Below are 14,686 nucleotides of genomic sequence, written 5' to 3'. Positions count from 1 at the left end.
CTCTTTTGTGCTAACTATTTCATTACTTCAATAACTCTTGCGAACGGGTTTGCATATTCTTCATCGTGGTTTCAATATCTTGCTTATTTAAGAAGTATTTTTCATACTCTTCTTTACGTGCATCAATGGCTTGTTGAGTTACATTTAGCTGGAAGGACGGGAATTTGCCGAATACAATTTTATTCATTGAATCTGTATCATATTTGTCTTCCACACCCTTCATGAGAAGGCTCATTGCTTCCTTACTATCTACACTCTTAGAGGCTGGAATACGACCCCCGCTTGCCATTGGCAGCATACCGCCATCCGCATACCATTTTGCGAACTCCCAAGCTGCATCCAGGTTCTTGGATTTCGCATTAAGAGCAAGCATGTCACCCACACCGCCCGAATATTTATAATCCTTTTGATCTTTATTCACTTTTGGAATAGCGGCGAACGCGGTTTTGAAATCATGCGGATAGTCTTTCAAGTTGTTCGCATTTCGGAAAATAAACTCACCTGCTGCCAGCATTGCCGCTTTGCCTTGCAAGAACATGGTGTCAACCGGCATTTTACTGGTCAGTTGCTCGCCATATTCCGGTGTGGATTTGTCCACGAACATCATGTTATGCAATATTTCCAGGTGTTCTTTCCATAGATCATTCCCAAAGTTTGAAGTACCATCCGCCTGTTTCACACCCATTCCAGCAAGCGTACCGTCCATCGTTGTTGAGAAGGAGGAATCTGCCTGCAATAATCCGTACACACCAGGCTTCGTTAGCTTCTTCGCATACTCCTCAAGATCTGACCAGGTCCAGTCCACCGCAGGAATCGGTAATCCTGCTGCATCCAGCATATCTTTGTTCAACCACACAAACGCCATGTTTTTCTTTGTAGGAATCCCATAGTACTTATCATTGATTTTCCACATTGCTGCGTCCTCGCCGATCTGGCTGTCGATATCATAATCTGTCTTCGTGCTTAGATCCAAGGCAACGCCTGCATCCATACGTTTCTGTAAATGAGCAAGATCGTAGTTCATGAAAAGGTCTATGTTTTGATTGGTCATCAAGGCAGTATCCAGCTTTAAGTTTCCAGCATCATCATTTACATTACGGATATACTCGACTTGAATGTCTGGATGATCTTTATTCCAGTTATCAATTACAGCTTGAGGCCCGGCTTCTGCAGGAACTGCCCCCCACATCGTAAGTTTTATTTTCTCCTTTGCTGTTTGTCCATTTGCACTGCCCTGCGCATCATTACTTCCACTAGTACCACAACCAGCCAGCATCGTACCTGCTAATAAGACAGAAAGCACTGCAGGATACCACTTTTTCTTCATCGATATCTTCCCCCTTGGAAGGATTATGTGTTGTGCTCTACGTCTATAACTTTATCATCAGAGCGGATTCTGGGGGATGAACTACATTTGGGAAACTATAGAACGTTTTTTGGTTCTTTGCGAAATTCATTTGGCGTGACGCCACACCACTTTTTGAAAATTTTAATAAAATAATTATCGTTCTCAAAGCCCACCTGCTGCCCAATCTCACTAATTGTTAGCTTCGTCTCTGCAAGCAGCATTTTTCCAGCCTGAATACGCCGCTCTTGAATATAATTCGTCAAGGTTTTCCCTGTCTTTTTCTTGAATAAGTCACTTATATAGCTGGCATCCATTCGTATCAACTCTGACATGGATTTGAGCGAGATGTCCTCAGAATAATGCTCTTCAATATAAGCAATTATTTTGTTCATCTCCACATGATCTGTCGGTCCCGTTTGTTGCTTCTCAGGAAACCATTTATCGGCCTTTTTCATCTTCACCATTCGCTCCAGCTCGGCATGAACCTTACCCATGGTCTGCTTCAAACCTTGGAGATCTAAAGATAGCTTCAGAATGTAGTCCGAAGCTCCAAATACGAGCGCTTGCCGAGCGTATTCAAATTCACTCAATGCGGTCAACATTACAAATCGGCAGTCGAAGCCTTCCTCTCGCGCAACTTGAAGGAGCTTCACCCCATCCATCACTGGCATATTGATATCCGTCACTACCACATCAGGTCGAAGCTCACGAATCATTTGCAAGCCTACTTCTCCATTCTCCGCCTCACCTATAATTTCAAACGGGATTCCAGCCTTTAAGAATAACTTCCGTATACTTTTAACCGCGGGTTGTTCATCATCCACAATTAACGTTCTCCACATGTGAGCTTACCTCCATCGTAAGGTTTTGAAATAAGAAGTGGAAAATGGATAATCACTTCAGTTCCTGTGTCTGATGATACAATGTCCATGCCTGTCCGTTGATTCTTGAACAACAGCTCTAAGCTCTCCCTAATATTCTGAACACCGATTCCTTTTCGTTTCCGTGCAGCCTTATTCAGCTGTGCTCTATCTATCCCCATGCCGTTATCTTTAACCTGCAGATATAGTTGCTGTCCAGTCACCTTAGCGGAAATATCAATTCTCCCTTGTTTCACAGACTGACCGAAGCCGTGAATCAAGCTATTTTCAATTAAGGGCTGAAGACAGAATTTAGGGATTAATGCGTACTGTAGTTCCTCGTTGATATCATATTGAATTTCAATCCCATGTCCGAAGCGTTGCCGCTGAATCTCCATGTAAGATTCTATGAGTACAATCTCATCCTTTAACAGAATCAAATCCACTTCAGTATTTAATGTTGTTTCCAATATTTTGCCTAGCGCAACACAAATTTCATAAATTTCATCATCATCTTTATCTAAGGCGATGCTCTTTATCGTATTCAATGTATTTAGTAGGAAATGTGGATTCATCTGCGAAAGTAACACCTGAAATCGAACGAATTGCTTCTGTTTTTCTTCAAGCTGAAGACGCTGCAATAGCTCATTTAAATCATGGATCATTATATTGAAACTCTGAGTCAGTGCAAGAATCTCTCCCCGCCCTTGCTCGGGTAATTTCATTTTGAGATTCGTTTTAGCGGTCATCTCCATCTTCTTCTGCAGCTTCTTTAGCGGCACTGTAATCGTCGATGATATAAAATAAGTTAATAGAACAAATAGCAGTAGTATGACTCCAAATACAGCAAAAAATCGTTGCTTCTGCTTATACACCTCAAGAAATAGCTGTGCTAGCTGTACCTTTTTAACGACATAACCATTCAACTCTTCGATGTAGCTGTATGTGTATAAGCTCTTCTCCTTCGGATCGATGATAGATGCAGCACGCTCTGTCTGCCGCTGGTGATCACTCTTCACAATACTCTGCGCAATATCTGGAGAAAAGGTCTCATCCTTATCCGGATTAAGCATCATTCTCCCTGAGGCATCGAGCAGAAAAAAAGAACCTTCCTGTTTACTCCCTAACGTTGATCTAGTAAACCACTCCTCATAATCGATACTTAGTCTTGCATAGGCATAAATGTTAAAACCATTATCACGCATAACCTCATAGAGGCTAAGCATTTTCTTACTTGTCGTACTTTCCCGGACCACATTATTCTTATCATTCGGATTCCATATAAATCGATTTGCTCCTTCTCGCTTCAATGCTTGAACCCAATCCTCCGATTGGATTTCATCGTAGCTCAAGGTTTCCCTCGGCATAAAGGAAGTGTATGCGTTTCCATGAAGGTCGATTAAAGTATAATACACCGTCGCTCCACTCATGAAGAATGTATTTTCAATCGCTCCAAACTTGTTTTCAACGAGCTTTTTTCTCGTGATTTCATCCGATTGCTCGGGATTCTTCATTATCGATAAAATCGTTGTATCTTGTTCAAGTAATGACCCTGTTTTCATAACGAGACTCATGAGATCAACAAAACCATTCTTAATCCCAATAAGCTGCTCTATGTTCTTCGTTTCCGCATTATCCTGAAGCATTTGTTCTGTCTCTTTGAAGTTATACAGAACGAGCATGGCAATGGGTGTTAGTACCAACAGTAAGAAAGCTAACAAAATCCGATTCTTAAAGGTACTTGGCGTAAGTTTCAAATATAATCGCTTCACGAGGACTCCCCTCACTTTGTATGTGCTTACAATCCTTCCCCCTATTGTAATCTGCTCCTGCTTAAAAAAATAGAGCCGGGATATTCTCCCGGCTCTACCTATTTTCTACTCATCGATCTTCAGTACTGCCATAAACGCTTCTTGTGGTACTTCTACACTACCCACTTGCTTCATGCGTTTCTTACCTTCTTTTTGTTTCTCCAGCAGCTTCCGTTTACGGGAAATATCGCCGCCGTAACATTTAGCAAGTACGTTTTTGCGCATCGCCTTAACGGTTTCACGCGCAACCACCTTCGTACCCACAGAGGCTTGAATCGGCACTTCGAACATTTGACGAGGGATAATCCCACGTAGTTTCTCACAAATGATACGTCCGCGGTTGTATGCACGGTCACGGTGAACGATAAAGGACAAAGCATCAACCTGCTCATTGTTAAGCAAGATATCCATCTTGACCAGATTCGAACGACGGTACCCGCAAATTTCATAGTCGTAGGATGCGTAACCTTTTGTACCTGATTTCAACTGATCAAAGAAATCATAAACGATTTCAGACAGTGGAATCTCGTAAGTAATCGTTACACGATTAGTATCAAGATACTCCATATTTACGAACTCGCCACGTTTGTTCTGGCACAGCTCCATTACGGTACCTACAAAGTCGTTAGGCACGATGATTGCTGCTTTAACATATGGCTCTTCAATGTAGTCAATCGTTCCGATTTCCGGATAATGTGACGGGTTGTCGATTTGAATCATTTCGCCATTGGTCAGCATAATTCGATAAATAACACTCGGTGCTGTTGTAATTAGCGGCAAATTGAACTCGCGCTCAATCCGCTCTTGAATGATCTCCATATGCAAGAGTCCAAGGAATCCGCAACGGAAACCAAATCCTAGCGCGCTCGAGCTTTCCGGCTCAAAGCTTAGCGAAGCATCATTAAGCTGGAGCTTCTCCAATGCCTCACGAAGATCGTTATAATCTGAGGTTTCAATCGGATACAACCCGCAATATACCATCGGGTTGATCTTACGGTAACCTGGAAGCGGCTCAGCAGTAGGATTCTTTGCGTCAGTGACAGTATCACCGACACGGGTATCTCCAACATGCTTGATCCCAGCTACGATAAATCCAACATCCCCGATGTTCAATTCATCGACAATGGTCATACGCGGCATAAATGCGCCAACTTCAATGACCTCGAAAGTCTTCTCAGTTGCCATCATCTTAATCTTCGATCCCGCACGGATTTTACCGTCCATTACGCGCACATAGACGATAACGCCTTTGTAAGGATCGTAATGAGAGTCAAAAATCAACGCTTTAAGCGGCTCTTCTGAATTACCGGATGGCGCAGGAACCTGCTTCACCACCTGCTCCAGAATTTCCTTGATCCCAATACCGGCTTTGGCAGATGCCATAACCGCTTCACTGGTATCCAGCCCGATAACATCCTCAATCTCCTGCTTTACCCGGTCAGGGTCAGCGTTTGGCAAATCAATTTTGTTAAGCACAGGTAGGATTTCAAGGTTATTATCCAGTGCTAAATACACATTGGCCAGTGTCTGCGCTTCAATTCCTTGAGCCGCATCCACAACCAGCAGTGCGCCTTCACATGCTGCAAGACTGCGGGAAACTTCATAGGTGAAATCGACGTGTCCCGGTGTATCAATCAAATTGAGATAATACTCTACACCATCGTCTGCACGATAGGTTAAACGCACGGCTTGCAGCTTTATTGTGATACCACGTTCGCGCTCCAGATCCATCTGATCGAGTACCTGTTCCTGCATTTCACGCGTGGTTAGTGCCCCCGTGTATTCCAAAATGCGGTCAGCTAGTGTCGATTTACCATGGTCTATATGTGCAATAATCGAGAAATTGCGAATTTGTTGTTGTCTTTTCTGAACGTCACTCATTCCTTACCCCCACAGACAGCCTGATATTAATCCACTTATTATAACAGTACAAGCTTACTCCATCAATCCCGCCCTTACGTAAAACAGAAGAAACAGCTATTCACGTACCCGTGAAATAACTGTTTCTCCTGAAATCATTGTGATTCTTCCGCCGAATCGAACAATGAGACTACCCAGCGTATGCCCTTTTGAGAAGCCTGCTGCAGAAGGCCTGCCGTTTTATCCGCTATCACATCGACTGTCGGCTTTTGTTCCTCAGGAATCAAAATCTGCTCTGGAGTTTTCGTATTATACCCATCTACCACCTTCTGAGGAAGATCTGTAGTTGGCGCAGGATTGCTATTCTGAGGCAATGGAGAAACAGGCGTATATGCACCTGTGATAGGGTCGATCACCATCGGAACATACACATAAGTCTGCCCACCTTGTGTAACCCCATTCTTAATCGGCTGTGATTGCATGCCCGTCACTTGACTGGTTGGCGTAGTCGATAGGTCGGTCCAGCCTGGCAGTAGCTTAGAGACGGTTGCCCCTCCGCTGCCACTAAACTGCATACCTAAGAGTATGCCGACCCCTGCCCAAATACCGACCATAACCAGTTTTTTACCGAAACGAGACATGTAAGCCACTCCTTTTTAAATACTTGGTAATAAAGCTGTTTATTCTAAATTAAATGTCTGTAGCTCAAGAAGCTCCGTTCGACTTTTGAGGTGCTGTAGCATTGGTTTGTCCCTTGCTCTCTTGGGTTGTGGGATTCGTCGCCTTGCCAGCAGCGTTTACCTTCTCCGAGTCATGACTGCTCCAGTACACATCCGCAATAGCGTCTGCCAAAATATCAGCCGTACGCTTTAATTCCTCTGCTGTATTATCAATACCGCCCACTTCAATCAAGACACTGTTAGGTGAGAGGGTTTGGTTGTACTCCCCGTTGTTTCCTTTACCCGCAGCTTTTCCCCATATTCCGCGAGATATTCCTGGGTAACTCTTTTCAATCGTTTGATGAATCTTGTTCGCAAACTCTTCGTTCTTCTTCCAATCTTTATTCGCATGTCCAATAATAAAATACACCTGAGCGTAACTTTTCCCATCAATCACTGCAGTTGTTTTGCCATGACGCTGCGAGTCGCGGTGAATGTCGATAAGTTCACTCATTTCTTGATTTGAGCTCATCGCAGATTTAACCAGCATTCGAGAGTATTTGTAGGAAAAATTCCAGTTATAGTCGGCAATTTTTGTTAGAAAATCTTCTTTGGCATGAACTGTACCAATCCCGCGTTGTTCCAATCTTTTCGTAATATATGTTCCTACAAGCATTACATTTTTAGTTGAAACCGCAGAGCTTGGATTTTCGTTCGCTACTCCTAGTAGAGGGTTATAGGCCTCCCGAGGATGTGAATGATAGATAAGAATCCGTTTAACTGACGTATCCTTGGTATTATCTGTCTCGCTTTGCGGTTCACTCTTATCCGTACCTCCCGCAGCTCCTGATGGCTCAGGAGACGGAGCTATTGTCGCTTCAGGCTGCTGTGCTGGAGTATCTTCGGGCTTGTCCACTTCGTTTGGAACCGATGGATCAACCTCTTCCCCTCCACCCTCAGCCAGTTCATCCGTTCCCGGATGATAATCAACAGGAGCTCCTGTAGAGCCACCCGATCCTTTTCGCAAAAGAAATGGATCATCCGCTGCCAAGCCTGGCACTTCACGAGAAACAAGACTCTTCGGATCACTTGGGTTCACACTGGTCAGCAATTGAAATACAAAGGAAGTTACTTTTTCACCTGAAAAAGCGGAAGGCTCTTTCCCTTGCGGTAAATGGGGGACCTCCATCCCCAACAGCTCCATGAAAAATCCACTCGATAGGGAGGCCGCAAGCCCCTTCATAGATGGAATGGGTGAAGAGTTCAACTTCTGTCCGGCCAATCCACCAGCGCCAAGCAGCATGAAAAATACTAGCGAACCTCCGGCCAACAGCAGCATCGTTCTTCCCAGCGATAAAGCATCCAGCACTCTTCCACGTAAACGGCCGATGTTCCAAAGCTGAAACCATTTTTTATTCATTATATTTATGTCCTCCTCCAGCCCTCTGTAATCTCTTATACTCCAAATCTATGAGCGAAAGAGAAATAGTAGAACCCTAAATGAGAGAATAGACATAGAGTCCGGCGAGATACTGTACATCAGCATCCCGCCGGACTTGTGCTAGCTATGATTCAATTAGTGGGTATAAGCGCCGACATTCTCAGGATCGACCGCATCATGCAGGGCCGCGTTCAGACCACTGGCTACAATATTGGCGATGCCTTCAATAAATTCATCGATTTCCTTAGGTGTAACGATCAAATCATGTCCTAGTGGCTCAAGTACTTCCTTCACTAATGACAATCGTTCCTGCTCAGAAATATCGTCTAGCATCCCCATAATTTCCTTGGTGTGACCAGCTCCTTGCCCGAAATGATTCTTCATCATCTCCAGTACATTATTTACAATGGTCGAAGCATAGCAAACTGTAGGAACACCGATAGCAATACAAGGAACACCCAGAATTTCCTGCGTCAATCCGCGCCGTTTATTGCCAATCCCCGAACCGGGGTGGATACCGATGTCGGCAATTTGAATCGTCGTATTGATCCGTTCAAGCGAACGAGATGCCAGCGCATCAATGGCAATAATAAGATCCGGCTTTGTACGATCCACGATCCCCTGTACAACCTCACTCGACTCGATACCGGTCAACCCTAACACCCCGGGAGCAATAGCACTTACCTTACGGTAGCCTGGAGAGACCTGATCCGGCACGAGCTCATAAAATTGCCGAGTAATGAGCGCATTCTCCACCACCAGCGGCCCCAATGAATCTGGAGTCACATTCCAGTTCCCCAATCCAACAATTAGTACAGATGCATCCTTACCAATCCCAATCCTAGTCAGGAAGTCCTCGAATTCGCGAGCAAAGACTTCAGCTACTTTTTGCTGCAAGCCAGTATCTCCATTGCGCAATGCTGGTACCTCAAGCGTGACATAATTTCCAATCGCGCGACCTATCGCCTGTGATCCGGCAGCGTTAGCCACACCAAGCCGGGTAACTTTTATCCCATCAGACTCTTCCACTTCTTCGTTTACACCAGGGATTGGCGTCCTTTGTGGCCCTTGAGCCATTTCCTTTGCCTCTAACGCCAAGTCCGTGCGTACCGAATATAGCTGCAGATCCGGTTCCATTGTTCCAGCCTCCTAAAAGTTTTGTTAGTATCGCTCCATTGAATTACTTCGGAGAAAACTCACATCGGAAGCGATACTTAGTTTTGTGAGTAGACACTTCTTTGAGTTACTTCTAACAAAAACTCAAATTGCAAGCTTCTGCCTATGCTCTTTTGTCGATAGTGTGCGAGAGAAAGCCCTTGTTTATGCAGGTTAAAATGGTTTAATTTGAAAGCTTTAAGTATTGCTTTTTACTACCGGTCATGCTAAACTATTTTAAGTTGTGAATCATTTGATAATGATTTCGAATGTCTTACAGGAGGTGAATGCAATGCCAAATATTAAATCCGCGGTTAAACGCGTAAACACGAACGAAAAACGCCGTGCACTGAACGCTTCCCAAAAATCCGCGCTTCGTACAGCTGTGAAAACTGCTGATGTAGCACTGACAGGTACGGAAGTTGAAACTGCTCAAGCTGCTTTCCAAGCTGCTTCCAAAAAGCTGGACAAGGCCGTAACTAAAGGTCTGGTTCATAAAAATGCGGCTGCCCGCAAAAAATCCCGCTTGGCGAAGAAATTGAACGCTCTTAAGGCTCAAGCCTAAGACGACATTCATAATGAGCAATTGAAGAACCTGACCGCTATGTTTCATACGGTTGGGTTTTTTTGTGCCTACTATTCTATAAATATAAGTAATAGTTTCCTTTAGACGTTAGTTGAATGAAAAAAAAACCACCTTAGAAAGGTAGTTTTCTTAAACGATCAACTTTTCTCTTTTGAATAAGTTACTTTCATTCCGATTAGGCATTTTTCATAGATGGATCATCTCCATATACTTTTTCCACTGCTTAGTTCAAGTACCTAGCCGCAACATAAACAACTCCAGACCAAGCACTTTATCTATAGCTCCTGTCTTCATCTTATAATCCAGATCAGCTAGTGCACTTAAAATTTGCCGCAGACGTTCACTTGAGAACTTGTGGGCCTGCTCCCCTGCAAGCTTTACTGCATAAGGATGAAGTCCAATCTGAGAGGCAATCTGACCTTGCGAATAACTATGTGCTGATAAATCCTTCACCTGTAAAATAATTCGGAACTGCCGCGCAACCAGCGCAGCAATCTTAATGGGTTCTTCTCGCTGCTTCAACAGCTCATACAGCGTATCAAGCGCCTTATCTAGACGCAGATTAGCGATATCCTCTACAAGTGTAAACACATTTTGTTCCGTTCCGCGATGCACCAGACTCTCTACTGCTTCTGCGTCTACGGTTCCGCCCTTACCAGCGAACAAACATAGCTTGTCCATTTCCGCGGATAAGCCCTGCAAACCTGTCCCGGCATTAGTGATAAGAATCTCTGCGGTGCCAGGTGCCATCGTACACTCCCGCTCACGAATCCCTTTCTCTACCCAGCGCAGCAGTTCTTCTGCCCCTAGCGGGTTGAAAGCTAATACCGTACCCGCCGTTTTAACAGTCTTCACAATTTTCTTACGCTCGTCCAGCTTGTCACTATTCACCATAAAGACGATCACACTGAAATCTACAGGATGCTGCAAATAATCACTTAAAATATCTATACGATGCTCAAGTTTGGCATTTTCTTTTCCCGCTGTAAATAACGATGCGTCCCGCACCAGCAATAATTTACGTTCTACCATAAAAGGTACAGTCTCAGCTTCTTCTACCACAGCCTGCACCGGCGTCTCAGAGAGATCAAAGGGAATAACCGCAAAATCGCGATCCTCTTTGGCAATCAGCTGGTCTTCCAGCAATGCCGCGAATTCATTCATTCGAAATTTTTCACTGCCGTACAAAAGGTACAGCGGTGAGATTTTCCCTTGTTTGATTTCTTTTATCGCCGTTTTGGCATCCATTCCGCCACTTCCTTTTCCATTCATCTAGCCCAATTTGCCCAGATTCCTATTGTAGCAAAAAAAACGACATAAATGCACATGCAAAAACGGAGAAACTCTGGCAGCCATGGCCAAAGCCCCTCCGTTTAAGCGGCGCATCTATATAAACGCCGGAGTGAGAAGCCCTAGAAACTTCCCATCCGACGGTCATACCGATGTTCTTCAAATCCTATACTTTCTAGTTCCTGTCCGGTTGCTATAGTATATTCTGAAACTTCGAAAAATGTTCCAGCCTCAATTTAATTTGTTGACGTTGAAGATGGAGTCTTCGATGGTGTCGCCCCAGGTGATGTAACCGGCGTTGAAGAAGCTGTTGCTTCCTGTACAGTGTACACCTTAGTGGTATTCACACCATCCTTCTCCGTCACATACGTGAACTGCGAGCTATCCGCCGACCATTCTCCAGAAATCCAATTTCCTTCTAATGGATAAGAAGTCACTGCTATCCTATCTTCCACTGAACCTTCGGGTGAATTCTTATAAATAACAAGCTGTAATCCAGCAAACTCAACGGCATAATGCCCATCAGGGGAAGTCCAAGTCTGTACATTAGAATCATTAGAATCATTAGAAATGTTAAAACCCATAACGCCCATTCCGAAGTCATCAGAAGTCTTTAATGTTTCCTCCGTAGATGGCGCTGAATCAGCTGCGATCCCTTTATCTATAGAAGCAGGTTGATCCTTCTTATCAGCTTTGGACTGATTATTACCGCCAGCACTAGTATCCGGAGTTTGAACTTTCGTTACAGTATCTGGCTTCGGCGTCATAATCTTCTCCGTAGGATTGGGCTTCACATTATTTGTTGGTTCTGGTATCGACCGTCCTCCAGATCCAGCATTAGTTTCTGTTGGAGAAGTCGGCATCGACGCAGGGTCTACCGGCCCCATCGCTCTATCTAATGCAGCGTTATCCTCATTCACATCAGGAGCAGCTGGTAGAGCCCCCGAATCCGTTCCGCTATTAGCAGGCGCAGCCTCATATGATTCAGCAGAAGTAGAAGTTTGCGAATCAATAGCCATATTATTAGCACTATCGCTGGTCGCTTTACTACTATCCTGCATCATTTGTTCTACCTCTGCCCCAGGCATTTTATCCGGCATATTAAAAATAGCGATCCCTAATATTACGGCAGCTGCGATAGCTCCAATGCCTGTCCGTGCTGCTATAGAGGTTCCCTTGGAAGGTTTACCGCGGGAGCTTTCACGTGAAAATGGAACTACAACTGGTTCCTCGGTTCTCACAGCGCTTTGTTCACGACTGCTTTGATCCAATTCTGCAAGCTGAGGTAAAATAGAGTCAACCAGACTAAACGGGGGTTTCACGTCTGGCAACTGCTCCAATTCTTTGGAGAGAAGTGTCAGCCGCTCAAAGACTTCCGCGCAGGAAGGACAATTATCGATATGACGGAACATCTCAACAATCTCATCTTGGCTCAAGTCTTGGTCTATATAGCGGTGCATCCATTCCATCACCTCCGCGCATTTCATCCCGATACACCACCTTTCTGGTACTCCTGAAGTCTATTCTGCAGCTGCTGTCTGGCCCTAAACAGATATGATTTCACTGTATTCAAAGGCAAATCCAGGCAGTCTGCAATCTCGTTGTAAGAAAAATCTTGTAAATAGCGCAGGACGATGACCGTCCGATGATGCTCGGGCAATTGATCAATCGCTTCACGTATATCCTCAGCTAAATAAGAGGATAGAACCTCACGTTCCACATTGTGTTTATCCTGAAACACCATTTCATGCTCATCAATAGAAACTGTAGGTTTAGTTCTTCTGAATTTATCAATGCAAATATTGGTAACGATTCGCTGAACCCACGTTTTGAACTGGGCCTTTTCCTCATATGAACCGATTTTGGTATAAACCCGGATCAAGGCCTCCTGAGATGCATCCAGCGCATCTTGTTCATTATGCAAAATGTAGAAGGCGGTTTTATATACATGCCCTTCAATTTCTCGCAATAGGGTGATTAGAGCGTCGCGATCGCCCGCTTGAGCGGCTCTGATGAGTCCCTGCTCCACCACGAAGGTTCCCCCTCTCTATGCAATCTTACTGACGCGCAAGACTGCGAATTTGTTGCAACCCTGTAATTAATATTTTTAGAATACCAAACTTTTCTTAGAACGTCATGTTAAGCCATCTTTTATAAAGCGCTATCGCACATTTCATAGCATTTCGCAGCCAATAATTCCTACTAAGCATACAGGGGAAACTTCAATCATTCAAATACTCTTTTGAATAACTTTATAACAAAAATGACACAAGTATAAACGCCTTCGGCATCCCAATAAGGCCGGCAAGCGTTTAGGTAAGAAATATCCCCCATTTCCAAAAGAAACGGCTTATCCTCCTGTCGGAAAAGAAGCCGTCAGTAAACAAGAAATAACCTTAGTATCGAGCACATAATTCTATTTATATAACACAATCTTGCAGAGCATGAATACTGCGTAGTTGTCCCTAGTTTCATCATCCACAACATACGCCTCTCCATTCTCAAAAATATGAGGGTTATTGTAATTTCTCTCTAATCTATAGATCTGGCCTTCCGTCACCTTACAACCATGGAATGCCGACGCAATTTCTACGTATTCCGCATCCTCTTCATCAGCTGCAAGATACAGCTTTTTATCATGATAAGCAGGCATATACTCACTCCCGGTCCGATAATAAACCATTCCAATTCGTAGACGTCAGTCAAACATCATAACTCTTCTACTTTATAGTTTATTGCCTTTGTCCTCATTCTATACTTTATGAAAACATATAATGTAAGAAAATCTGAATGTCGGAAAATATGTATATAAAAAAGGTTGTACGGCTGACATGCGTCAGCTATACAACCTTCAATAAATCTATCTATTCGAATTAAGAAAAACAGAATTATATACCTTTTACCTCTTTAAATTTTGCCACATACTGAGCTGCAAGATCGGTAATCTGATCGTATCGACCATCCTTCGCAGGTGCAGTCAAATTACCCCCGATACCTACTGCTATACAGCCGTTGGCAATCCATTTTTCCATATTATTCAGATCCACGCCACCTGTTGGCATAATGTTCACATGCGGCATAGGGCCTTTAACCGCTTTCACATAATCCGGACCAAACGCACTGCCAGGGAACAGCTTCAGCACATCCACACCAAACTTCAATGCTTCCTTCATTTCATTTAATGTCATGCAGCCAGGCATGTACGGAATACCATAAAGATTACACATTTTAGCTGTCTCTGCTTCAAAAGAGGGACTGACCACAAATTCCGAGCCTGCAAGAATGGCTATTCTCGCCGTTAATGGATCAAGTACAGTTCCTGCACCAATCACTGCGCGATCTCCGTACTCCGCTACCAATCGTTTAATCGCCACATCCGCATCCGGAGTAGTAAAAGTTACCTCAATATTATTCAAACCGCCTTCGATACAAGCAACGGACATTTTAAAAGCTTCCTCAGCACTATCAGCACGAATAACGGCTACAACTCCAACGGACGCCACATTCTGCAATACTTTCATTTTCTTCATCAGTAGACTCCCTTTCTCTTGGTACGATCATAGATGAATATGAAATACTAATTTAGATAAACTTTTTTATTAAATTTACTAATTAAAATGATATAATCTATAATCAGATAGTAATAACAATACAGTTAACAGTCAATACATTTTTA

13 protein-coding genes are annotated in these 14,686 nt (G+C 43.8%); 1 reads left to right on the top strand and 12 read right to left on the bottom strand.

The genetic code is table 11. From position 1 onward, the window contains the following. Positions 1 to 22 precede the first annotated feature (22 nt). The 7 genes from MKX35_RS10190 to gpr form a co-directional block, all read right to left on the bottom strand. Positions 23 to 1,327: an ABC transporter substrate-binding protein gene (locus tag MKX35_RS10190; RefSeq protein WP_076299683.1), complete on the bottom strand. Its 1,305-nt coding sequence runs from the start codon at positions 1,325 to 1,327 to the stop codon at positions 23 to 25. Between the two features lie 95 nt (positions 1,328 to 1,422). After that, positions 1,423 to 2,190: a response regulator transcription factor gene (locus MKX35_RS10185; RefSeq protein WP_076299684.1), complete on the bottom strand. Its 768-nt coding sequence runs from the start codon at positions 2,188 to 2,190 to the stop codon at positions 1,423 to 1,425. Further along, on the bottom strand, positions 2,175 to 3,980 hold the full coding sequence (locus MKX35_RS10180; protein WP_256716316.1) for a cache domain-containing sensor histidine kinase: 1,806 nt from the start codon (positions 3,978 to 3,980) through the stop codon (positions 2,175 to 2,177). The genes MKX35_RS10185 and MKX35_RS10180 overlap by 16 nt, the downstream gene beginning before the upstream one ends. A gap of 105 nt (positions 3,981 to 4,085) precedes the next feature. Next, positions 4,086 to 5,900, bottom strand: a complete 1,815-nt coding sequence (lepA, locus tag MKX35_RS10175; protein ID WP_076299686.1) for a translation elongation factor 4 — start codon at positions 5,898 to 5,900, stop codon at positions 4,086 to 4,088. A 134-nt stretch (positions 5,901 to 6,034) separates the two neighbouring features. Next, positions 6,035 to 6,520, bottom strand: a complete 486-nt coding sequence (locus tag MKX35_RS10170) for a hypothetical protein (RefSeq protein ID WP_076299687.1) — start codon at positions 6,518 to 6,520, stop codon at positions 6,035 to 6,037. A 64-nt stretch (positions 6,521 to 6,584) separates the two neighbouring features. Further along, positions 6,585 to 7,958 (bottom strand): stage II sporulation protein P, encoded by a 1,374-nt coding sequence (locus tag MKX35_RS10165; protein ID WP_076299688.1) that lies wholly within the window; start codon positions 7,956 to 7,958, stop codon positions 6,585 to 6,587. 156 nt (positions 7,959 to 8,114) lie between these two features. Further along, complete coding sequence (gene gpr / locus MKX35_RS10160) at positions 8,115 to 9,116, bottom strand: GPR endopeptidase (protein WP_042191024.1); 1,002 nt, start codon at positions 9,114 to 9,116, stop codon at positions 8,115 to 8,117. 310 nt (positions 9,117 to 9,426) lie between these two features. On the opposite strand from gpr, the gene rpsT reads away from it, so the two are divergent. Continuing rightward, positions 9,427 to 9,699 carry a 30S ribosomal protein S20 gene (gene rpsT, locus MKX35_RS10155; RefSeq protein WP_042130412.1) on the top strand — a complete coding sequence of 91 codons (273 nt, stop codon included), beginning with the start codon at positions 9,427 to 9,429 and terminating at the stop codon, positions 9,697 to 9,699. Between the two features lie 249 nt (positions 9,700 to 9,948). Here rpsT and holA read toward each other — a convergent pair whose 3' ends face one another. The 5 genes from holA to MKX35_RS10130 all read right to left on the bottom strand — a co-directional run bounded on the left by holA (position 9,949) and on the right by MKX35_RS10130 (position 14,540). Continuing rightward, complete coding sequence (gene holA, locus MKX35_RS10150; RefSeq protein ID WP_076299689.1) at positions 9,949 to 10,968, bottom strand: DNA polymerase III subunit delta; 1,020 nt, start codon at positions 10,966 to 10,968, stop codon at positions 9,949 to 9,951. A gap of 278 nt (positions 10,969 to 11,246) precedes the next feature. Then, positions 11,247 to 12,497 (bottom strand): anti-sigma factor family protein, encoded by a 1,251-nt coding sequence (locus tag MKX35_RS10145; RefSeq protein WP_076299690.1) that lies wholly within the window; start codon positions 12,495 to 12,497, stop codon positions 11,247 to 11,249. Continuing rightward, complete coding sequence (locus MKX35_RS10140; protein WP_036677530.1) at positions 12,494 to 13,042, bottom strand: RNA polymerase sigma factor; 549 nt, start codon at positions 13,040 to 13,042, stop codon at positions 12,494 to 12,496. The genes MKX35_RS10145 and MKX35_RS10140 overlap by 4 nt, the downstream gene beginning before the upstream one ends. Before the next feature lie 384 nt (positions 13,043 to 13,426). Next, complete coding sequence (locus tag MKX35_RS10135; RefSeq protein WP_042191032.1) at positions 13,427 to 13,663, bottom strand: hypothetical protein; 237 nt, start codon at positions 13,661 to 13,663, stop codon at positions 13,427 to 13,429. Positions 13,664 to 13,898: 235 nt separating this feature from the next. Beyond that, positions 13,899 to 14,540: a bifunctional 2-keto-4-hydroxyglutarate aldolase/2-keto-3-deoxy-6-phosphogluconate aldolase gene (locus MKX35_RS10130; RefSeq protein ID WP_042130419.1), complete on the bottom strand. Its 642-nt coding sequence runs from the start codon at positions 14,538 to 14,540 to the stop codon at positions 13,899 to 13,901. Positions 14,541 to 14,686: the final 146 nt, after the last annotated feature.

The organism is Paenibacillus sp. FSL R5-0923, from assembly GCF_038009145.1.
GTDB lineage: Bacteria > Bacillota > Bacilli > Paenibacillales > Paenibacillaceae > Paenibacillus_AQ.
Note: the sequence above shows the minus strand (reverse complement) of the source record. Positions and strands in the feature narration are given on the sequence as shown.

Coding starts and splice junctions, on each gene's coding strand:
- MKX35_RS10130 (WP_042130419.1), bottom strand. CDS start 14,540: ATGAAGAAAATGAAAGTATTGCAGAATGTGGCGTCCGTTGGAGTTGTA.
- MKX35_RS10135 (WP_042191032.1), bottom strand. CDS start 13,663: ATGCCTGCTTATCATGATAAAAAGCTGTATCTTGCAGCTGATGAAGAG.
- MKX35_RS10190 (WP_076299683.1), bottom strand. CDS start 1,327: ATGAAGAAAAAGTGGTATCCTGCAGTGCTTTCTGTCTTATTAGCAGGT.
- MKX35_RS10185 (WP_076299684.1), bottom strand. CDS start 2,190: ATGTGGAGAACGTTAATTGTGGATGATGAACAACCCGCGGTTAAAAGT.
- rpsT (WP_042130412.1), top strand. CDS start 9,427: ATGCCAAATATTAAATCCGCGGTTAAACGCGTAAACACGAACGAAAAA.
- lepA (WP_076299686.1), bottom strand. CDS start 5,900: ATGAGTGACGTTCAGAAAAGACAACAACAAATTCGCAATTTCTCGATT.
- gpr (WP_042191024.1), bottom strand. CDS start 9,116: ATGGAACCGGATCTGCAGCTATATTCGGTACGCACGGACTTGGCGTTA.
- MKX35_RS10145 (WP_076299690.1), bottom strand. CDS start 12,497: ATGAAATGCGCGGAGGTGATGGAATGGATGCACCGCTATATAGACCAA.
- holA (WP_076299689.1), bottom strand. CDS start 10,968: ATGGATGCCAAAACGGCGATAAAAGAAATCAAACAAGGGAAAATCTCA.
- MKX35_RS10165 (WP_076299688.1), bottom strand. CDS start 7,958: ATGAATAAAAAATGGTTTCAGCTTTGGAACATCGGCCGTTTACGTGGA.
- MKX35_RS10170 (WP_076299687.1), bottom strand. CDS start 6,520: ATGTCTCGTTTCGGTAAAAAACTGGTTATGGTCGGTATTTGGGCAGGG.